The organism is Mesorhizobium sp. M0159 (assembly GCF_040322295.1).
Lineage (GTDB): Bacteria > Pseudomonadota > Alphaproteobacteria > Rhizobiales > Rhizobiaceae > Mesorhizobium.
Map to the genome: position 1 here is coordinate 1 of NZ_JAMYTF010000074.1, position 20,164 is coordinate 20,164.

Annotated in this window: 18 protein-coding genes and 2 pseudogenes; 11 read left to right on the plus strand and 9 right to left on the minus strand. The window is 64.2% G+C overall.

The window, feature by feature from the left end:
• Positions 1-193 precede the first annotated feature (193 nt).
• Both NKJ32_RS32820 and NKJ32_RS32825 read left to right on the plus strand, forming a co-directional pair.
• Positions 194-907, plus strand: a pseudogene (locus tag NKJ32_RS32820) (glycine--tRNA ligase subunit alpha); the annotation flags it as partial.
• A gap of 147 nt (positions 908-1,054) precedes the next feature.
• A pseudogene (locus tag NKJ32_RS32825) lies at positions 1,055-1,237 on the plus strand (glycine--tRNA ligase subunit alpha); the annotation flags it as partial.
• Here NKJ32_RS32825 and NKJ32_RS32830 read toward each other — a convergent pair.
• Entirely contained in the window at positions 1,234-1,407 is a 174-nt protein-coding gene (locus NKJ32_RS32830; RefSeq protein ID WP_352593262.1) for a hypothetical protein, read from the minus strand. The pseudogene NKJ32_RS32825 and the gene NKJ32_RS32830 overlap by 4 nt on opposite strands.
• A 277-nt stretch (positions 1,408-1,684) precedes the next feature.
• On the opposite strand from NKJ32_RS32830, the gene NKJ32_RS32835 reads away from it, so the two are divergent.
• On the plus strand, positions 1,685-4,447 hold the full coding sequence (locus NKJ32_RS32835) for a glycine--tRNA ligase subunit beta (RefSeq protein ID WP_352784163.1): 2,763 nt from the start codon (positions 1,685-1,687) through the stop codon (positions 4,445-4,447).
• A 29-nt stretch (positions 4,448-4,476) separates the two neighbouring features.
• Here NKJ32_RS32835 and NKJ32_RS32840 read toward each other — a convergent pair whose 3' ends face one another.
• Positions 4,477-4,908, minus strand: coding sequence for a hypothetical protein (locus NKJ32_RS32840; protein WP_352593267.1), 432 nt, complete (start codon positions 4,906-4,908; stop codon positions 4,477-4,479).
• A gap of 159 nt (positions 4,909-5,067) precedes the next feature.
• Here NKJ32_RS32840 and NKJ32_RS32845 point away from each other — a divergent pair, with 159 nt between their 5' ends.
• The 3 genes from NKJ32_RS32845 to NKJ32_RS32855 all read left to right on the plus strand — a co-directional run bounded on the left by NKJ32_RS32845 (position 5,068) and on the right by NKJ32_RS32855 (position 8,250).
• Positions 5,068-6,057, plus strand: coding sequence for an L-threonylcarbamoyladenylate synthase (locus NKJ32_RS32845; protein WP_352593270.1), 990 nt, complete (start codon positions 5,068-5,070; stop codon positions 6,055-6,057).
• A 9-nt stretch (positions 6,058-6,066) separates the two neighbouring features.
• A complete protein-coding gene (locus tag NKJ32_RS32850; RefSeq protein ID WP_352593273.1) occupies positions 6,067-7,497 on the plus strand; it encodes an FAD-binding oxidoreductase in 1,431 nt (476 codons plus the stop codon).
• A gap of 186 nt (positions 7,498-7,683) precedes the next feature.
• Positions 7,684-8,250 (plus strand): DUF6101 family protein, encoded by a 567-nt coding sequence (locus NKJ32_RS32855; protein WP_352593276.1) that lies wholly within the window; start codon positions 7,684-7,686, stop codon positions 8,248-8,250.
• A gap of 258 nt (positions 8,251-8,508) precedes the next feature.
• Here NKJ32_RS32855 and ubiA read toward each other — a convergent pair whose 3' ends face one another.
• Positions 8,509-9,492: a 4-hydroxybenzoate octaprenyltransferase gene (ubiA, locus tag NKJ32_RS32860; protein ID WP_352593279.1), complete on the minus strand. Its 984-nt coding sequence runs from the start codon at positions 9,490-9,492 to the stop codon at positions 8,509-8,511.
• 155 nt (positions 9,493-9,647) lie between these two features.
• On the opposite strand from ubiA, the gene purD reads away from it, so the two are divergent.
• A complete protein-coding gene (gene purD / locus NKJ32_RS32865; RefSeq protein ID WP_352593281.1) occupies positions 9,648-10,925 on the plus strand; it encodes a phosphoribosylamine--glycine ligase in 1,278 nt (425 codons plus the stop codon).
• Between the two features lie 21 nt (positions 10,926-10,946).
• Here purD and NKJ32_RS32870 read toward each other — a convergent pair whose 3' ends face one another.
• The 3 genes from NKJ32_RS32870 to NKJ32_RS32880 form a co-directional block, all read right to left on the minus strand.
• Positions 10,947-12,047, minus strand: a complete 1,101-nt coding sequence (locus tag NKJ32_RS32870) for a glycoside hydrolase family 25 protein (RefSeq protein ID WP_352593424.1) — start codon at positions 12,045-12,047, stop codon at positions 10,947-10,949.
• Positions 12,048-12,242: 195 nt separating this feature from the next.
• A complete protein-coding gene (locus tag NKJ32_RS32875) occupies positions 12,243-12,746 on the minus strand; it encodes a GNAT family N-acetyltransferase (protein ID WP_352593284.1) in 504 nt (167 codons plus the stop codon).
• Positions 12,743-13,030 (minus strand): type II toxin-antitoxin system TacA family antitoxin, encoded by a 288-nt coding sequence (locus tag NKJ32_RS32880; RefSeq protein ID WP_352593287.1) that lies wholly within the window; start codon positions 13,028-13,030, stop codon positions 12,743-12,745. The genes NKJ32_RS32875 and NKJ32_RS32880 overlap by 4 nt, the downstream gene beginning before the upstream one ends.
• 211 nt (positions 13,031-13,241) lie before the next feature.
• On the opposite strand from NKJ32_RS32880, the gene NKJ32_RS32885 reads away from it, so the two are divergent.
• Together NKJ32_RS32885 and NKJ32_RS32890 are read left to right on the plus strand one after the other, a co-directional pair.
• A complete protein-coding gene (locus NKJ32_RS32885) occupies positions 13,242-14,999 on the plus strand; it encodes an acyl-CoA dehydrogenase family protein (RefSeq protein ID WP_352593289.1) in 1,758 nt (585 codons plus the stop codon).
• Positions 15,000-15,058: 59 nt separating this feature from the next.
• Positions 15,059-15,811, plus strand: coding sequence for a crotonase/enoyl-CoA hydratase family protein (locus tag NKJ32_RS32890; RefSeq protein ID WP_352593291.1), 753 nt, complete (start codon positions 15,059-15,061; stop codon positions 15,809-15,811).
• A gap of 72 nt (positions 15,812-15,883) precedes the next feature.
• On the opposite strand, the gene NKJ32_RS32895 is transcribed toward NKJ32_RS32890, so the two are convergent.
• The 3 genes from NKJ32_RS32895 to pdxH form a co-directional block, all read right to left on the minus strand.
• Complete coding sequence (locus NKJ32_RS32895; RefSeq protein WP_352830119.1) at positions 15,884-16,243, minus strand: hypothetical protein; 360 nt, start codon at positions 16,241-16,243, stop codon at positions 15,884-15,886.
• A gap of 198 nt (positions 16,244-16,441) precedes the next feature.
• Positions 16,442-17,572, minus strand: a complete 1,131-nt coding sequence (locus tag NKJ32_RS32900) for an IS481 family transposase (RefSeq protein WP_502898061.1) — start codon at positions 17,570-17,572, stop codon at positions 16,442-16,444.
• Between the two features lie 275 nt (positions 17,573-17,847).
• A complete protein-coding gene (pdxH, locus tag NKJ32_RS32905; RefSeq protein WP_352593300.1) occupies positions 17,848-18,465 on the minus strand; it encodes a pyridoxamine 5'-phosphate oxidase in 618 nt (205 codons plus the stop codon).
• A gap of 39 nt (positions 18,466-18,504) precedes the next feature.
• Between pdxH and NKJ32_RS32910 the strand changes: the two genes are divergently transcribed.
• The gene (locus tag NKJ32_RS32910) at positions 18,505-18,966 is read left to right on the plus strand and encodes an RT0821/Lpp0805 family surface protein (protein WP_352830121.1); all 462 of its coding nucleotides are present in this window, start codon (positions 18,505-18,507) and stop codon (positions 18,964-18,966) included.
• A gap of 100 nt (positions 18,967-19,066) precedes the next feature.
• A complete protein-coding gene (locus NKJ32_RS32915) occupies positions 19,067-19,996 on the plus strand; it encodes a DnaJ C-terminal domain-containing protein (protein WP_352830123.1) in 930 nt (309 codons plus the stop codon).
• The last annotated feature ends 168 nt before the right edge of the window (positions 19,997-20,164 follow it).

Here is a 20,164-nt window from a genome sequence, read left to right on the forward strand (position 1 = left end):
GCCATCCCGAATCTCCCTGCTTCGACCATCATCACAGAATCACCAATCGGCTTCTGTGCAAAGGTCTCACAAGGGGAGAAGGGAACACCTTCAAAGGCCTGACCCCTCTGCCTTGACGCTTGCTGGCCAGGCATCTAGGACGTGCCGGCATCCCGCCTTTCCCGCCGAGGCCGCCGTGACCATTCCTGCCCACATGCACCCCAGCCGCTCGTTCCAAGGGCTGATCCTGACCTTGCATAATCATTGGGCGGACTATGGCTGCGTCGTCCTCCAGCCTTACGACATGGAAGTCGGCGCCGGCACCTTCCATCCGGCAACGACATTGCGCGCGCTCGGCCCAAAACGCTGGAACGCGGCCTATGTCCAGCCCTCGCGCCGCCCCAAGGACGGCCGCTATGGCGAGAACCCGAACCGGCTGCAGCACTATTACCAATACCAGGTGATCCTGAAGCCCAATCCGCCCAATCTGCAGGAGCTTTATCTCGGCTCGCTGGCCGCGATCGGAATCGATCCGCTGCTGCATGACATCCGCTTCGTCGAGGACGACTGGGAAAGCCCGACGCTGGGCGCCTGGGGGCTGGGCTGGGAGTGCTGGTGCGACGGCATGGAGGTCTCGCAGTTCACCTATTTCCAGCAGGTCTGCGGCATCGAATGCGCACCGGTGGCGGGTGAGCTCACTTATGGGCTGGAACGGCTGGCCATGTATGTGCAGGGCGTCGACAATGTCTACGACCTCAACTTCAACGGCCGCGAAGGCGCCGACAAGGTGACCTATGGTGACGTCTTTCTGCAGGCCGAGCAGGAATATTCGCGCCATAATTTCGAATTCGCCAACACCGCGATGTTGCTGCGCCATTTCGAAGACGCCGAAGCCGAGTGCAAGGCGCTGCTACAAGCCGGCGCGCCTATCTCCCCCCTCGAGGGGGAGATGCCCGCGAAGCGGGCAGAGGGGGTCGCCTCGGAAGGCACCGCAGGCCAGGCGTCGAGCACTGCACGAGCGACCCCTCCCGGCCAGACCTTGTCTGGCCACCTTCCGCTCAAGGGGGAGGGATATCACCGCATGGTCTTCCCAGCCTACGACCAGTGCATCAAGGCCAGCCACGTCTTCAATCTGCTCGACGCACGCGGCGTCATTTCGGTCACCGAGCGCCAGAGTTATATTTTGCGGGTGCGCAATCTGGCCAAGGCCTGCGGCGAGGCGTTTCTGCTGACGCAGGCGGGCGGAATGGCCGCTTAGCTCCAGGCGGTTTCGGCAGGGGCACTGATTGGCAACGTGCCTTGGCCGCTTGCACCGGCTATTGTCCGCAGCGCTTGCCTGACGCCGGGCATCGAGAACGTGCCGTGCACCTGCGCTGTAAAACAGGCGCTGAGCGCGAGGATCTTCAGGAATGTCGATGCCGTTTTCATGCTCGTTCAGCCAATAGCTCTCTGCCTGAGCGTTGGTCGCTTCAGCGCTGCGTTCGGTTCATGGAAATCTTTGATCCAAGGACGGGCGGACCGGCGTGTGTCCGACAGGCGGCTGAATTTTTTCGGAATTCGCCGTTAGATGTTCCGATCGCGCAGGCCCGATCTTGCTGGGAAGGGTGACAGCAGCCGACCGAGTTGCTATGCCCCGCTTACCTTCGCCTCGATGGGGGAGGACGCCGCGAAGCGGCGGCTGTTTCTTGTCGCGTGAGCTCTTTCAATGCCTGACCTGCTTCTAGAACTTCGTTCCGAGGAAATCCCCGCTCGCATGCAGCGCAAGGCGGCCGGCGACCTCCGAAAGCTGTTGACCGACGGTCTGGTCGAAGCCGGGCTGACCTATGAGGCGGCGCGCGAATATTGGACGCCGCGCCGGTTGGCGCTCGACATCCGCGGCCTGACCGCCCGCTCGAAGGACATCAGCGAGGAGATCAAGGGGCCCTCGACCAAGGCCCCCGAGCAGGCGGTGCAAGGTTTTCTGCGCAAGGCCGGCCTTGCCTCGATTGCCGAGGCGCATGTTCATTCCGATCCGAAGAAGGGCGACTTCTACGTCGCCCATATTTCCAGGCCGGGCAGGCCGGCGGAGCAGATCATCGCCGAGCTGGTGCCGGGCATCATCCGCAATTTCCCCTGGCCGAAATCGATGCGCTGGGGGCCGGCTTCGGCCAAGCCCGGCTCGCTGCGCTGGGTGCGGCCGCTGCAATCGATCCTGTGCACCTTCGGCCCCGAAACCGAGGAGCCGGTGGTCGTCGATTTCGAGATCGACGGCATCCGCTCCGGCAACGTCACTTACGGTCACCGTTTTCATGCGCCGGGCACCATCACGGTGCGCCGCTTTGACGATTATGTCGCCAAGCTTGAGGCGGCCAAGGTCGTGCTCGATGCCGACAGACGCAAGGAGATCATTCTTGCCGATGCCAGGAACCTCGCCTTCGCCAGCGGGCTCGACCTCGTCGAGGACGAGGGGCTGCTGGAGGAAGTGTCGGGCCTGGTCGAATGGCCCGTCGTGCTGATGGGCGAATTCGAGCAGGATTTTCTGGCCATTCCGGCCGAGGTGATCCGGCTCACCATCCGCGCCAACCAGAAGTGTTTCGTGACGACGCGCCAAATCTCCCCCCTCGAGGGGGAGATGTCGCCGAAGGCGACAGAGGGGGTCGCCTCGCGTGGATCGGCGGCATCCCCTGTCCGCGATAGGGAGTCGCGTCAGGTCGTGCCGACCCCCTCTGGCCTACCGGCCATCTCCCCCTCAAGGGGGGAGATCAGCCAATCGCCGCTCTCCAACCGCTTCATCCTGACCGCCAATATCGAGGCCAAGGATGGCGGCAAGGAGATCGCCCATGGCAACGGCAAGGTGGTGCGCGCGCGCCTGTCCGACGCGCTCTATTTCTGGAAGACCGACCAGGGCGACCTGCCGGATCTCGACCAGCTGCAGGCATCGGCGCAAAAGTTCGGACTCGACCTCAACAAGCCACTCGACCAGCGCATGGCCCGCCTCGACCACCTCAATGTAACGTTTCATGCCAAGCTCGGCACGCAAGGCGAGCGGGTGGAGCGGATTGCCAGGTTGGCCGAAGAACTAGCACCAATCGTGGCGCGCGCAATCTCCCCCCTTGAGGGGGAGATGGCCGGCAGGCCAGAGGGGGTCGCTTCGCGTGAAGCGCCGGCGTCCTCTGTCCAAAATAGGAAGCCGCATCAGGACGTGCCGACCCCCTCTGTCGCCTTCGGCGACATCTCCCCCTCGAGGGGGGAGATTATCGCGCTCGCGCGCCGCGCCGCCGTGCTCGCCAAGGCCGACCTCACCACCGAGGTGGTCGGCGAGTTCCCGGAACTGCAAGGCGCCATGGGCCGCAAATACGCGCTGCTGCAGGGCGAGCATCCATCAGTCGCCGCCGCCATCGAGGAGCACTACAAGCCGCAGGGCCCGTCCGATCGCGTGCCGACCGATCCGGTGTCGGTGGCCGTGGCGCTTGCTGACAAGCTTGATACGCTGGTCGGGTTTTGGGCCATTGATGAAAAGCCCACCGGATCGAAGGACCCGTTTGCGCTGCGTCGTGCAGCACTGGGAGTGATCAGAATCTTGGTCGAGAATGAGGTCCGATTGGAGATTGCTATGCAGTTTATCCGTTCAGGGCGTCATCTAATGGCGCAACTGCTTCAAAAGGAGGCCGGCAAAGCCGAGGCTCGGCTTGCACCCATGCGAGCAATGGAAGAACTGTCCGGAAAAGGCTTGTTGAGCCAACTGACCAGCCTATCCGAACGCGCCTCTCAACTGATGTTTAGCGACGCCGATGTACCGCCTCAGGATTGGGAGATTGATCGCGCCCGCGACCTCCTCGCCTTCTTCCACGATCGCCTAAAAGTCTATCTCCGCGATCAGGGCGCGCGGCATGATCTCATCGACGCCGTACTGGCGGCGGGCTCGCGCCCAATCTCCCCCCTAGAGGGGGAGATGTCGCCGAAGGCGACAGCGGGGGGCGCTGTCCCGCCGGCGTCTCATTCTGTCGCGCCCCCCTCTGCCCTGCCGGGCATCTCCCCCTCAAGGGGGGAGATCGGCCAATCGTCCAACGACGATCTCCTTCAAATCGTCCGCCGCGTCGAAGCGCTTGGCTCCTTCCTCGACAGCGAGGACGGCAGGAACCTGCTTGCCGGCACCAAGCGCGCGGCCAACATCGTGGCTGCCGAGGAGAAGAAGGCGACGGCGATTGCAAGCAGCGTTGAGCCGGCTCTGTTCCGGGAGGACGCCGAAAAAACCTTGTTCGCGGCGGTGAATCAGGCCGAGAGGCAAGCCGGCGAAGCAATTCAAAACGAAGACTTTTCCGCCGCCATGCTGGCGCTTAGCGTGTTGCGCGAGCCGGTTGATTCATTCTTTGAGAAAGTCCTCGTAAACGATGAGGACCAGGCGGTGCGCGCCAATCGCCTGGCATTGCTCGCCCGCATCCGCGCGGCGACCGACCGGGTCGCCGATTTCTCCAAGATAGCCGGCTGACGTCTGGGAAAAAATCATCGCTTGTGGCGCTATTTCGGCTGGTCGGGAGCTGCTAGCGGCGCAGGCTGCTGCGCAGCTGCCTCAGGGGTTTTGCTGGCGACCTTTGGGTCGGCTTTGCTGTCCGCGGCGGGCGCGGCAGAATTGGCCGGCGCGGCTTTGGGCGCGGGCGTTGCAAAGGCATCGCCGACGATACCGCCGCGAATGATCATCGGACTTCCGTCGAAGCCATGACTCGGCTGGCTCGGGATTGCCGCGACCTTTTCATCGGTGACGTTTTCATTGACGTCAGGCAGCTTCTCGCCGAGCGCGTCGATCGACGGTGTTTTCGCCCGTTCGAGCGCGCCGGCACTTACAACCGAAGGCGTCGCCGTCGTTTGCCCGAGAAAAACGAGCGACGAGGCCTGTGCCGTGCCGGCCATAAACGCCAGACCAAGCGCTCCAAGGATACGCATCGAAAGCATGATAATTCCCCTTGCCCAACAAGACGGCACCGTAGCCGAGGGCAGTTGATGCCGGCTTGCGGGGAAACAGAGCATTTTAGTGATTTGCGATTCGCCTACGCCCGGACTTGCTCCGTCGGCGTCAGCGTATTAGGCACCCGCATCCGTGAGGTGACGACAGTGGCTGAAATTCGTGCCGTCGGCGAGGCGATGGAAAGGGCGTTGGCGCTGCTCGAGAGCGGCGATGTCGTCGCCATCCCGACCGAGACCGTCTATGGGCTGGCCGGCGACGCGACCAATGGCGTTGCCGTGGCTCGTATCTTCGAAGCCAAGGGCCGCCCTCGCTTCAACCCGCTGATCGCCCATATAGCCGACCCGGCGATGGCCGAGCGCATCGCGATGTTCGATCCGCTGTCGGAAAGATTGGCGCAGGCATTCTGGCCGGGGCCGCTGACGCTGGTGCTGCCGCAACGGCCCGGCAACGGCATTCATCCGCTGGTCACCGCCGGTCTGGAAACGATCGCGCTGCGCATGCCGAAAGGCTTTGGCGGCGAGCTGATCGCCAGGTTCGGCCGCGCGCTGGCGGCGCCAAGCGCCAATTCCTCGGGCAGGATCAGCGCCACGACGGCCGAGGCCGTGGCCGCCGATCTCGGTCCCCGGATCAAGCTTGTGGTCGATGGCGGCGCGACGCCGGTCGGGCTGGAATCGACCATTGTCAAGGTCGAAGCTGGAAAGCTGCGGCTGCTGCGGCCGGGCGGCATTGCCGCCGAAGAGATCGAAGCGGTGGCCGGGACAAAGTTGCTGCGCGGCGCTTCGGGCATCGAGGCGCCCGGCATGCTCGCCTCGCACTATGCCCCAGGTGCGGCAGTGCGGCTCAATGCTGCGGAGGTCGCACCGGGCGAAGCCTTGCTGGCCTTCGGCCGCCGCCGTGCCGAAGGCTGGCGCGATGCAGCCGCCCTGCGCAACTTGTCGGAGACCGGCGACCTGCGCGAGGCGGCAAGCAATCTCTTCGCCCATCTGCAGGATCTCGATGGCAGTGGCGCCAAAACCATCGCCGTCGAGCCGATCCCGTTCGACGGGCTGGGCGAGGCGATCAATGACCGGCTTTCGCGCGCCGCCGCCCCGCGTGACAAGATCGCCCCGCGTGACAAGATGGATTCAGCACCATAGTTTCCACCCATGAACGACATTTCCCCCGATCTCGACCCCGCCGTCGTCGCGCGCTTTGCGGCAATCGTCGGCGACAAATATGCGCTGCGCGACCAGCAGGACATCGCGCCTTACCTCACCGAGCGGCGCGGACTTTGGCACGGCAGGACGGCTTTGGTGCTGAGGCCGGGGAGCGTCGAGGAGGTCAGCAGCATCATGCGGCTGGCGACCGAAACTGGCACGCCCATTGTGCCGCAAAGCGGCAACACCGGGCTGGTCGGCGCGCAGGTGCCGGACGCATCCGGCCGCGAGATCGTGCTGTCGCTGTCGCGGCTGAACCGCATCCGCGAGATCGATACGCTGTCCAACACGGTGACGGTCGAAACCGGCGTCATCCTGCAGACGCTGCAGGAAGCGGCCGATGCCGCCGACCGGCTGTTTCCGCTGTCGCTTGCCGCGCAAGGCTCCTGCCAGGTCGGCGGCAATCTCTCGTCCAACGCCGGCGGCACCGGCGTGCTTGCCTACGGCAATGCGCGCGAGCTCTGCCTCGGCGTCGAAGTGGTGCTGCCGACCGGCGAAGTGTTCGACGATCTGCGCAAGCTGAAAAAGGACAATACCGGTTACGATCTGAAGAACCTGTTCGTCGGCGCCGAGGGTACGCTCGGCATCATTACTGCCGCCGTGCTCAAGCTGTTCCCCAAGCCCAAGGGGCGCGAGGTGGCGTTTGCCGGCCTGTCATCGCCGGAGGCGGCATTGTCGCTGTTCAGCCTGGCGATGGACCGTGCAGGGGCAGCGCTCACCGCCTTCGAGCTGATCGGCCAGAGGCCCTACGACTTCACGCTTGCCCACGCACAAGGCGTGGTGCGGCCGCTTGCCGGCGATTGGCCGTGGTATGTGCTGATGCAGATCTCGTCGGGCCGTTCGGCCGACGACGCAAGGGCGCTGATCGAGGAGGTGCTGGAGGCAGGCCTCGAGCAAGGCATCGTCGGCGATGCGGTGATCGCGGCAAGCATGGCCCAGGGCGATGCGTTCTGGAATTTCCGCGAGGTGCTGCCCGAGGCGCAGAAACCGGAAGGTGCCTCGATCAAGCACGACGTCTCGGTGCCGGTGGCGTCAATCCCGCCCTTCATTGAAAAGGCCGCCGTCGCCGTGCAATCGGTCAGTCCCGGCGCGCGCGTCGTCTGCTTCGGCCACATGGGCGACGGGAACCTGCACTATAACATCTCCCGGCCGGCCGACGGCGATGACGAGGCGTTTCTCGGCCTTTACCACGTCATGAACAAGGCCGTGCACGACGTCGTGCGCGCGTTTCATGGCTCGATCTCGGCCGAGCACGGCATCGGCCAGTTGAAGCGGGACGAATTGATCGCGACGGCGCCGCCGATGGCGATCGAGCTGATGCGCAGGGTGAAGGCCGCCTTCGATCCGGCCGGCATCATGAATCCGGGTAAGGTTATCTGATCCTTTCGCCGGCCTGCGCCGGTTGGCATTCCGATAACCATCCGCCCCGGATCAGCAAAATTTAACCGACTTTCTTAAGCGCGAGGATAAGAAGCCCGCGCTAATGTTTCTCCACAAACGAGGCTGGGAAAACCGGCCCGGAGAACCGGAAACACCGGCTCTCAGGAGAAACAGGAAAGGCACGATATGAACACTGGACTGAAGCCAGTCTGGGCCGGGCGCAATATGCGCCTCGACCCATTCCGCCTGCCGCAAGTGGTGAGCTACGCCACGCGCGACGACTATGGCGACGTCACCTTCACCATCGACCAGCGCGGCGCGGTTATCCGCCGCACGCTGGAGATGAGCGGCGTGCCGGCGATCATCGCTCTGCCCGCCAACGCGTTTCGCGGCGTCGCCGCCCGCGCCATGGAGGATCCGGATGGCAATGTCACAGTGACGCTTGAGCTTCTGCACAATGACCCGACGCTGTCGGTGCCGCTGCTGGTCGCCGACGATCTCGACGACGTCGCCGCCGACTGGCGCGCCTGGGCCGACGCCTACCGCCTGCCGATGCTGCTGATCGAGGCCGACGGCATTGCCCGCACGCTGGAGGAATCGCTCGGCGCCGCCATCAAGGCGCTGCCGGCGCAGGACCGCCGCAAGGGTCGCGTCTCGACCATGCGCCGCCCGCGCTTTCTCGCCCGCCGCCGCGCCGGCGACCTCGGCCTCAGGCTGGTCATCGGCGGCGAGGAGCTTATTTCGCGGGAGTAGATTGAAATCAGCTTGCAAGTTGGCGCTGCCCCTCATCCGGCTGCCGCCACCTTCTCCCCGTATAGTGACGGTGAGAAGGGACACTGGCCGCAATTTCGGCACTCTTTCTGCAAACGCTTGAGATTGGCGAAATCCGTTGCGAAGGCGTGCTTCTCCCCGTCACTATACGGGGAGAAGTGCCCGGCAGGGCGATGAGGGGCGGCATAAGCAGTTGGAGAAAGGTCGATTCCGCAGCTGCCGAATCGATACCGCTGGCTCTTAAACCAGCGGCTTCAGCGCCACCCAGCCCGCGCCGCCGATCAGGCCGAGGAAGATCAGCCAGCCGACCTGGTTGTTCGATCTGAACAGCCTCAGGCACTGGTCCGGGTCGTCGATGTCGAGCACGGCGATCTGCCGCGCCATATGCGCGCCGGCGGCGATCAGCCCGGCCAGTGCAGGCACCGGTGCCTGCGCCGAGGCGAAGGCAATGGCGAAGCAAACCAGCGCTCCGCCATAAAGCCCGGCCAGCCAGGCCTTGGTGTTGTCGCCGAACAGGCGCGCCGTCGAGCGCACGCCGACGATGGCGTCGTCTTCCTTGTCCTGATGCGCATAGATCGTGTCGTAGCCGATCACCCACAGGATCGAGCCGATATAAAGCATGATTGCCGGCCCATCGAGATCGCCGAACTCGACCGCCCATCCCATCAGCGCTCCCCAGGAAAAGGCAAGGCCTAGAACGAGTTGCGGCCAATTGGTGTACCGCTTCATGAACGGGTAGACGGCGACGATGACCAGCGAACCGATGCCGAGCAAGACGGCGAAGCTGTTGAACTGCAAAAGCACGGCAAGGCCGACCAGTGCCTGCACGACAACAAACATCCAAGCCTGCCGGCGCGTGACCTTGCCGGCCGGCAGCGGCCGCGAGCGCGTGCGTTCCACCTGGTTGTCGATGTCCTCGTCGACCAAATCATTGTAGGTGCAGCCGGCGCCGCGCATGGCGAACGCGCCAAGAAAAAACAGCAGCAGATACCAAGGCGACGGCAGCAGAGAGAGAAGCGGGTCCGTCGGACGCGGATAGGCGCTCGCGGCAAGCGCAGCCGACCACCAGCATGGCCACAGCAGCAATTGCCAGCCGATCGGCCGGTCCCACCGGGCAAGCTGCGCATAGGGCCACAACCGCCGCGGCAGCACGCGATAGACCCAGTGGCCGCTCGGCGCATCGGCGACGCGGCCCTGGGCCGCTTTCGACTGGAGGGTTTCCATTTTGCTGGAGTGGCAGCAGAGGCGAATGCCGTCAAGCGTCAAGCAGCCCCGCACGCTCGCCACGCGCAATCGGCGCTTCGGCAGCCAAATGTCTTGACCCGTCGCGCGCGGCGCAATAGCGCAGTCCTGGTCTTGGAATGACGAGGAATCTGGGCATGCGTGTTTTGCTGATCGGCTCTGGCGGACGAGAGCATGCGCTGGCCTGGAAGATCGCGGCGTCGCCGCTGCTGACCAAACTCTACGCGGCGCCCGGCAATCCGGGCATCGGCCACGAAGCCGAACTGGTGAGGCTCGATACTGCCGATCACACGGCGGTGGCCCGGTTCTGCCGCGAGAATGAAATAGGCCTCGTCGTGGTCGGGCCGGAAGGGCCGCTGGTCGCCGGCATTGCCGACGACCTGCGCGCCGAGGGCATCCGCGTCTTCGGACCGTCAAAGGCAGCGGCACGGCTGGAAGGCTCGAAAGGTTTCACCAAGGACCTCTGCGCCAGATATGGCATCCCGACCGCCGCCTATGGCCGCTTCGACGATCTGGCTTCGGCCAGGACCTATGTCGAGAAGACGGGTGCGCCGATCGTCATCAAGGCCGACGGCCTCGCTGCCGGCAAGGGCGTCACCGTCGCCATGACGCTTGACGAGGCGCTGGCCGCGCTCGAGGCCTGTTTCGACGGCTCCTTCGGCCAGGCCGGGGCGGAAGTGGTGGTCGAGGAGTTTCTCGTCGGTGAAGAAGCAAGCTTCTTCTGCCTGTGCGACGGCACCACGGCGCTGCCCTTCGGTACCGCGCAGGACCACAAGCGCCTCAGTGACGGCGACACCGGCCCCAACACCGGCGGCATGGGCGCCTATTCGCCGGCGCCGGTGATGACGCCGGAAATGATCGACCGAACGATGCGCGAGATCGTCGAGCCGACCATGCGCGGCATGGCTGAAACAGGCGCGCCGTTTTCCGGCGTGCTGTTCGCCGGGCTGATGATCACTGACAGCGGGCCGAAGCTGATCGAATACAATACCCGTTTCGGCGACCCGGAATGCCAGGTGCTGATGATGCGGCTGAAGGACGATCTGCTCGTCCTGCTCAACGCCGCCGCCGACGGCCAGCTGGCGCATACTTCGGTGCGCTGGCGCGATGAGGCGGCGCTCACCGTGGTGATGGCAGCCAGGGGCTATCCCGGCACGCCTGAAAAGGGCTCGGTCATCCGCGGCGTCGAGGCGGCGGCAGGCGACGGCGTCGAGATCTTTCACGCCGGCACCGCCATCAACGGCGGCGCACTCGTCGCCAATGGCGGCCGCGTGCTCAACATCACGGCGACCGGCAGCACCGTCGGCGAGGCGCAGAAGAAGGCCTACGCCGCGCTCGACCGGATCGACTGGCCGCAAGGCTTTTGCCGCCGCGACATTGGCTGGCTGGCGGTGGCGCGCGAGCAGGCGAACTGATGCTTCGGGCGGCCTTCGGCCTCAGCGCAAGCCGTGGTCGAATTCAGTCGAGACGCTGCTGACCGCGTCGGCGGTGGAGACAAATCCTGGCACCGATGCCGCACGCTTTTCGTTTCGCGTCCAGGCGACATATTCGGCAATCCCGCGCGGAAGGCCCGGCGCCGCCTTCGCCGCAGGCATTTGAAAGCCGCTGCTGAACCTGGCCAGGCGCGCCCTGAATACCGCGACCATCTCCTCGAAGCTTGCTGGCGTCACGCTGGCGTAAGTGATGGTGCCGCCGGCGAGCCCCGCCTCGCGTGAGAGCGGCACCGGTATCGAGGTGAGATAATCCGGCTGCACGTCGATCAGGCCGCCGAACGGCCACTGCGCGCGCAATTCCGTGGCGTTCATCGGCGCGACGCTGACGTCGATATCGTTGGGTGTGCCCGCGACCCTGTAAGGGCAGCGGAACCGGCCGCAGTTTGCTCGCGCCGAAAACTGCCAGAGCGCATAACCCTGCCAGTTGCCCATCGGAAAATGCACGCCGATGTCTGGCTTGTAGCGCGCATACCACAGCGGCAGCCGGGACAGGAGCGGGTATTTATACTTGTTGTCGGCGATATGCCTGGCTGTCGTGCCGTTGGTGTAGAGCACTGGAAAGCGGCCAACCCGACGATGCACATGGCGCACGAATTCCTCGGCATCCTCGAGCGACATCCATTGGGTGGGGTCATCGTCCTCGATGTCGAGGGCAAGCAGGTCATCCGGCCCGGGTTTCACGAAATTGATGAAATTATTGGCCTGTCCCACGGGGTTGCCGGGGCGGGCGAGATGATAGGCACCCCATTTCAGGCCCAGCGCCTTGGCCACCACCTTGCGCGTCTGGAACAGTTCCTGTGCCATGGCATGGCGCTTCCAAAGCGTCTTGCACAGCCGCGTCTCGGTCTCGTCGCCGAAACAGAAATATGGTGGCGGCATTCCGTCGGATGCCTTGTTGATGAAGCCGACAAGACGCTTGTCGGCGGCTAGCCGGGTCCAGTCGATGGAATTGTATTCGTAGGCGTCGACGACCAGCGCCCGGTCGGCATCCTTCCAAGGTTCGGAGAAATCCGAGGCCTTTGCCGGCGTCAGCGCCAGGGTCATCGCGGCCGCGACGAGGAGAAGCGCTGAGCGGACAAGGGGGCGCGCCGGCGTTTTCAAACAGCACATCCTTGCTGGCCAAAGCCAAATCCTGAACCGCCATGGTTAAGGAAATGCTTCGGGTGCCGAGTGGGCGAGTTGGAGCGCTGGCGAAGCGATCCTTGGTGCTCCTCAAGAGCAAGGCGATGGTTGCGATTGTCAGCCAAATAGCTTCAACGCTGTTGCTATGGGCAGGAACAGTGATAGCGGGCGGCTCTGAAACGAGGTGAAGCCATGCCTGCGATAATACGCGACCGCCTGGTCACCCTTGGCATCGACAATCAACGGGAAGGCTGCTGGGGCAGCGCTAACGCTACGTCGTAGCGCATCCACGATCAGCGCCGACCCGACCCGCCGCCGCTGGTATCGGGCATCGACGGCCAGCCTGCCGACCAATATCGCGGGCAGAACCGGGTAGCGTGGCAGATGTTTTGTCTGTTCGTCAGGCAAGGACGCGATCGGTATGCTCGACGCCGCCAAAGTGTAATATCCGGCGATCGCGCCGACATCGCGATCCACGGCAACGAAGCAGTTGCCGACTCGGCGTTTGACATCCTGGCTGGCTTGCTCCCGTATATAGCGGTCGAGCGCCGACACCCCGCAGCTGAACGCCTTGCGATCATGCGATCCGCCGAGCGGTTCGATGATGATGGTGAAATTCACCGGGATTCGACGACAAGCCGTTTGTGGGCGTCGGCGGTTTTGCGCAGTGCTTCATTGGGCTCGGGCGGATTGAGAATCGCCTCCATCATGGCGCGCTGATCCTCGACGGAAATACGCATGATAGTGGTGTTCTCGATAGTACGCTGCGCCGCCTCTTGAGCGGCGGCGACCACGAAGTCGCTGACGCTGCGGCCCTGGATTTCGGCGGCACGTTTCACCACGTCCAGCATATCCGGCGAAATACGGGCTTCGAGACGGGCGGTGCGGGTCTGTTGGTTTGGCATTATCGTCATCCCTGATGCGCGGCTCTAAGTAATTTTGCATACGAGCCAGCAATTGCAAAATCCGCGTGACAAAGTTTGACGTTTACGTAAAAAGAAGATGGACAGGGAACTCCGAAAGCAGATGATTTTGCATCGGCACAGGTCTTAAGTAGACCTGCCAGACTGGGGAGGGCCAGACTGGAGAGGGCCGGACTAAGGAGGAGCGAGCGCCATGTATCGGGCACCGGTCGAGGAAATCGCCTTCACCCTGAAACATGTCGCCGGCTTGAAGCCGGCGCTCGATGCCGGCACCTTTGGCGAACTCGGCGAGGACCTTGTCGACGCCATTCTGGCCGAGGCCGGCCGCTTCGCCAGCGAGGAGGTGGCGCCGCTCTACACGGTCGGCGACCAGCACGGCGCGGTGCTCAACGGCGCTGCCGTCACTACCCCGCCCGGCTGGAAGGAACTTTATCCCCGCTGGATCGGCGGCGGCTGGAATGCGCTTTCCGCGCCGGAAGCGTATGGCGGCCAGGCGCTGCCGGCCATGCTCGGCGTCGCCGCGCTCGAAATGTGGAACTCCGCCTCGATGGCGTTCGGCATCGCCCCGACGCTGACCATGGCCGCGGTCGAAGCACTCGACAAGCATGGCTCGCAGGCGCTCAAGGCCAAATATCTGGAAAAACTGGTCTCCGGCGAATGGATGGGCACCATGAACCTGACCGAGCCGCAGGCAGGATCGGACCTGAATGCCTTGCGAACCCGCGCCGAACCGGCCGGCGACGGCACCTACCGCATCTTCGGGCAAAAGATATTCATCACCTATGGCGAGCACGATTTCACGGACAACATCATCCATCTGGTGCTGGCGCGGCTGCCGGACGCGCCGGCCGGTACGCGCGGCTTGTCTTTGTTCCTGGTGCCGAAATTCCTCGTCAGCGACGATGGCGCGCTGGGCGCACGCAACGACGTCTTCTGCTCCGGGCTGGAGCACAAACTGGGCATCCACGCTTCGCCGACCTGCACCATGATCTATGGCGATGGCTTCGAAGGTGCTACGCCCGGCGCGATCGGCTGGCTGGTCGGCGAGGAGAACAAGGGCCTCGCCTGCATGTTCACCATGATGAACAATGCGCGCCTTGCCGTCGGCATGCAGGGCGTCGCGGTCGCCGAGGCGGCGACGCAGAAGGCGCTCGCCTATGCAAACGACCGCCGGCAAGGCAAAGCGGCGAGCTATCGCGGTGCCGGCATGGCGCCGATCGTGCATCACCCCGACATCCAGCGTAGTCTTCTGACCATGAAAGCGCTGACCCAGATTGCCCGTGCCATCTGCTATTCCTGCGCCCACGCCATCGATCTCGCGTCACAGAGCGAAGATGCAAAGCACTGGCAGGAGCGCGCCAATCTGTTGACGCCGCTGGCCAAGGCCTTTTCGACCGATGTCGGCGTCGAGGTCGCCTCGCTTGGGCTGCAGGTGCATGGCGGCATGGGGTTCATCGAGGAGACAGGCGCCGCAGCACTTTATCGCGACGCGCGCATCGCGCCCATTTACGAAGGCACCAATGGCATCCAGGCGATCGATCTGGTGACACGCAAGCTGCCGCTCGGCGGCGGCCGGCATGTGCATGGCTACATCGCCGAACTCAAGGCCGTCGCCGATGCGGTGCGAGCGTCGAACCTTGAAGGCTTCGGCCGCACCGCCGATCGCCTTGACCAGGCGCTCGACGACCTGTCACAGGCGAGCCGATTCCTGCAAGACCTGCAAGCCGAAGGCCGATCGGACGAGGCGCTGGCCGGCGCCACACCCTATCTCAGGCTGATCTCGCTTGCCGCAGGCGGCGCCTATCTGGCGCGCGGCGCGCTTGCCGACCAAAACCGCATCGCGCTTTGCCGGTTCTTCGCCGAGAACCTGCTTGGCGAAGTGGGCGCGCTGAAGGAGCGCGTCGTCGGCGGCGCCGACAGCCTTGCCGTTGCCGGCAAGGCGCTGATTTAAGCCTGACGTTCGCACGCGCCGATATTCACAAAGGCCCGAAATTCACAAAGGACCAATCCGTGACAGACCACATCCTCGTCGAACGCCAGGGCGCCATCCAGATCATCCGCATCAACCGTCCGGACAAGAAGAACGCCTTGACCCGCGCCATGTACGCGACGATGTCGGCGGCTCTTGCCGGCGGCGACGCGGATCCGGCGATCCGCGTCCATGTCTTTCTCGGCGTGCCCGGTGCCTTCTCGTCCGGTAACGACCTTGCCGATTTCATGGTCTTCGCCGCGGGCGGCGAAGGCGGTACCGAGGTCTGGGATTTCCTGATGGCGCTGGCCAAGGTGGAAAAGCCGATGGTTTCCGGCGTCGACGGCGTTGCGGTCGGTATCGGCACCACGCTCAACCTGCATTGCGACCTGACCTTCGCCACGCCGCGCACAATATTCCGGACGCCCTTCGTCGATCTCGGCCTTGTGCCGGAGGCCGGTTCGAGCCTGCTCGCGCCGCAGATCCTCGGCCGCCAAGGCGCCTTCGCGCTGCTTGGCCTCGGCGAGGGCTTTTCGGCCGAGAGGGCGAAGGCCGCCGGGCTGATCTACGAGGTGGTCGAGGAGAGGGAACTCGAAGCATCGGTATTGGCGGCGGCGGGCCAGATCGCCGTCAAGCCGCCGCAAGCGCTGAAGATCGCGCGCGACCTGATGCGCGGCTCGCGCGACGCCCTTGTCGAGCGCATCGGCCAGGAAAGCCAGCATTTCCGCGAGCGGCTCAAATCCGACGAGGCCCGCGCAGCCTTGACGGCCTTCATGACCAGGAAGAAGGCCTAGACCTTCTGGCCTTGTCTCGCATCGTGGACCCGCCGGCAGCAACCGGCGGGTTTTCTTGCCATGATCTCTTTGTCACATCGCCATTTTTTTACATTCGGCCTGGGCCTTTGCCGAAGACGTGTCGATCATGAATGTCTTGCCTTTGGCGTCGGTCATCAACATCATGCAATGCTTGATCGGTTTCGCCATTTTCATCATTTCGGCGCTCATCTTCGCGTCGGGCATCATGGTGCCCATATGCCCATCGGGCATGATCGCCATGACCTCCCCACCCTTCATCACCGTCATTGTCCCCATCGCGTCCTCCGCAAAGGCTTGCCAAGCGAAAAGGCAGGCAAGACCGGCCATCGTGACCAACCTGAGTGAATGCATTGCTTCCTCCTGAATTTGCGCCAGCGGCGCGTTGAGCCCTTTCCTGGTTCGTTCCTGCAAGCTGGAACGTTTCACGCACACGAGATCGTGATAATGGGAATTGGAAATCCGGCAGAAGCGGCCCGGCCTTGGCCGCCTTCATGACCAGGAAGAAGGGCTGAAAAATGGGCGCCGGTGCGGAAGCTGCCGATCTCCACCCTGTTTGGACCGGGGACATCGCGAACAGGTGTGCGAGGACATCGCGAACAGTTTCCCACCTTATCTTTTGCTTGCGTTGAGGTCGATGGTTTCTATTTTCTGGTGCCTGAACCAGGCGTCGAAGAGGCCGTCCTTGGCGGTCGGACGGAAGGCAACGGATTTTCCGGCGAAGGCTCTGCACAGGCGCATTTTGCGGCCGAGAATAGAGACGAAGCCATGCTGCTGAACGCGTCGGATAAGATCGTCCTTGGCGTATTCGAACGGCTCGACCGTTTCGCGATACTGACGCTGCGAAGCCCGGTAGCGGTCGAGCGGCACGCCGCCGTCCAGCGCGTCGTGGGGACGCTGGACGTTGTAGACATGGCGCCAGCGATCGAAGGCATCCTGAGCCTTGGCGAGATCGGCGAAGGGTGGCCCCTGCAGCGCCTCGGCCTTGAGCGAGCGATGGAAGCGCTCGTCCTTGCCCAGCGTCTGCGGATGGCAAGGCCTGGAGTGGCTGACGGCGACGCTGGTTTCGATCAGCCAGACGGTGAGCAGCGTGAAGTTGTTGCGGCCACCATCGCCCCATGGCGGGCCATTGTCGGTGGCGATGCGCCACGGCAGACCGTAGCGCCGGAAGGCCGCGATCAGGCGCGTTTGCACGGTTTGGGTAGTCTGGTCGGGGCAAGCTTCCAGCACCAGCGAGAACCGCGAATGATTGTCGAGCACGGTCAGCGGATGCAGCCGGCCGGCGCGCAACGGCACATGGCCCTTGAAGTCCATCTGCCACAGGTCGTTGGGTGCGGCATGCTCGAAGCGGATGAACGCTTTGGCGCCGCCACCGAGCGCACCCAGCTCGACGCCGTTGCGGCGCAGGATGCCCGTCACCGTCGAAGCGGCCGGATGGCCAAGCCCCTGGCGCGAAAGCACCCGCGCAATCTTGCGCCCGCCCCACGCCGGATGCGCCGTGCGCACCGAAAGCGCCGCCGCTTCGACCTCCGGGGCGCTGCGCCGTGGGCTCGAGCGCGGCTGGCGCGAGCGCTCCACAAGCCCGGCTTCGCCTTCCGCTCGATAGCGCGCGAGCAACTTGTGAGCCAACGTTCGGCCGATCCCGAAGCGACGACACAACGCGCTCACATTCGCCCCCGCCGCGCTCGCCAACATGACGAATTCCAGTTTCTGTTTCATCGCGCTGTTGTCCCCGAATGGCATCCCGAACCCCCTCGCGCAAAACGCGCAAAACTGTTCGCGATGTCCTCGCACACCTGTTCGCGATGTCTCCGGTCCAAACACCCTTGTGGGGGAGATGTCCGGCAGGACAGATGGGGGCGCCGTAGAGCACTACCCTTTGGTTCAGCCTGCGAGCCACTGAGAACGGGCGCAAGGGCGCGATTTCGATCAATTGACAGGCTGGCGCGAAGCGCCCCCCCTCTGCCCTGCCGGGCATCTCCCCACAAGGGGAGAGATCGGCGCTCCACCGTCGTGCCCTACGGATAAAGCCTCACCTTGTCCCAGCCGCCCTCGACATTGCGCGAAAACACGACACGGTCGTGCAGCCGGAACGGACGGTCGTGCCAGAACTCGATGGTCTGCGGCACGATGCGGAAGCCTGACCAGTGTTTTGGCCGCGGGATGTCGCCGATCGCATGGCGCGCCGTGTATTCGGCGACCGCCTTTTCCAGCGCGAAGCGGCTCTCCAGCGGCCGCGACTGTTTGGAGGCCCAGGCGCCGATGCGGCTGCCGCGCGGACGCGTCGCGTAATAGGCGTCGGCTTCGGCGTCGGTGACGATCTCCACCGGGCCGCGCGCTCGCACCTGCCGGCGCAGCGATTTCCAGTGGAAGCACATCGCCGCTTTCATGCTGCCAAGAATCTCACGGCCCTTGGCGCTCTCGAAGTTCGTGTAGAAGACAAAGCCGCCCTCGTCGAAGCCCTTAAGCAGCACCATACGGACATTCGGCATGCCTTCGGCATCAACGGTCGCCAGCGCCACGCTGTTGGGGTCGTTGATCTCGCTCTTCGTCGCGTCGTCGAGCCACGCCGCAAAGAGCCGGAACGGCTCCGCCGCCTCGGTAAAGTCACCGCTTGTTAACCCGGTTTCGCTCATAGTTTTCCCAAATTTGTCGCCGGCTGGGGAGATTGCCGATTGTCGCGTATCGCGCAAGCTTTTGACAGTGGGCAATGGAGCGTTATTGCTTCGGCCAGCGCCAAAGCCATGATCGTGACAATCATCCTGCCGCTTGCCGCCTGTGGCGGAGGCGGCTTCAGCCTGGGGCAGGCGGAGGTCGACCGCTCGATACTGACCTCGAGCACGCCGGCCTCAGTCACGCCGCTCGATCAGGACCGCGCTTCCGACCAGGCCACGATCCGCAATGCCGTGTCCTCCGCCGACGTCGAGCAACTGGCCGGGCAGGCCGTTCCCTGGGCGAATGCCGACACCGGCTCGCGCGGCTCCATCACCGAGCTGGCGGAATTCAGGGCTAACGGCGAGACATGTCGTCGCTTCACCGCATCGCGCGAAAGCTTCGACGGCGTTGCGCTGTTCAAAGGCGAAATATGCCTGGCCGGCGGCAGCATCTGGCGCATACAGGACTTCAAGGCGCTCTGATTTTCCGCCGGCGACATGGTGGTAAGCCACTGGAATTCCTTCCTATGCGAGCGCATATAGGAGGCGATTATGGACTCACTCCTTCTCCAGGGCAGTAAGCATGCGCGACCCCTATGAGGTGCTGGGCGTTACCAAGAACGCATCGGCCAAGGACATAAAATCCGCATACCGGAAGCTCGCCAAGAAGTATCATCCGGACCAGAATCCGGATGATCCCAAGGCGAAGGACCGTTTTGCCGCCGCCAACCAGGCTTACGAGATCGTCGGCGACGAGAAGAACCGGGCGGCATTCGATCGCGGCGAGATCGACGCCGATGGCAAACAGCGTTTCCAGGGTTTCGAAGGCGCGGCTGGCGGCGCCGATCCTTTCGCCGGTTTCCGCCGGCAGCAAGGGCCGGGCGGCGCGCATTTCGAATTCCGCACGGGGCGTCCCGGCGGCGATCCGTTCGACGGCAACAGCGACATCTTCAGCCAGATCTTCGGCGATGCTTTCACCCAGCAGCGCGGCGCCGGCACGGGCGGCCGCCGTCAGGCCCCGACCGCCGCAGATCTCAACGTGACGCTGGACGTCACCATCGAGGAAGCCGCCACCGCCGAGAAGGTGACGGCGATGTTCCCCGACGGCCGCAAGATGGCGGTCAAGTTGCCGGCCTATGTCGAGGACGGCCAGACCATCCGGTTGAAAGGCCAGGGTGAGCAAGGACCGGGGCAGCCGGGCGATGCGCTGGTTAAAATCCGTTTCCGCCGGCACCCGCGCTACCGCGTCGAGGGCCGCGACCTGCATGTCGACCTGCCGGTGGAACTGGCCGATGCGGTGCATGGCGCCAAGGTGGCGGTCGAAACCCCGACCGGCAGGATTGCGGTCAATGTTCCCCCTTGGTCGAGCTCGGACAAGGTTCTGCGGCTGAAGGGCAGGGGCCTGCCGGAAAAGGCCGGCGGTCACGGCGATCTCTACGCACACGTGCGGCTCATGCTGCCGGAAGGCGGCGACGCCGAGCTCGAGGCGCTGATGCGCCGGCGAAAGGGCTGACGGTCGAAAAGGCTGGCGCTTGATGTCGTAAGCGGGCGCGAGTGGTTTCATGCCGTCGATTATCGACAGGAAACGAGCAACCAGCGCCAGGGAACGAACCCGCTCGCGGGAGGGGCGCGGGGTTTGAGGCGTGAGCTTTGTTGGCAGCGTCGGTGAGGCTTTAATCGA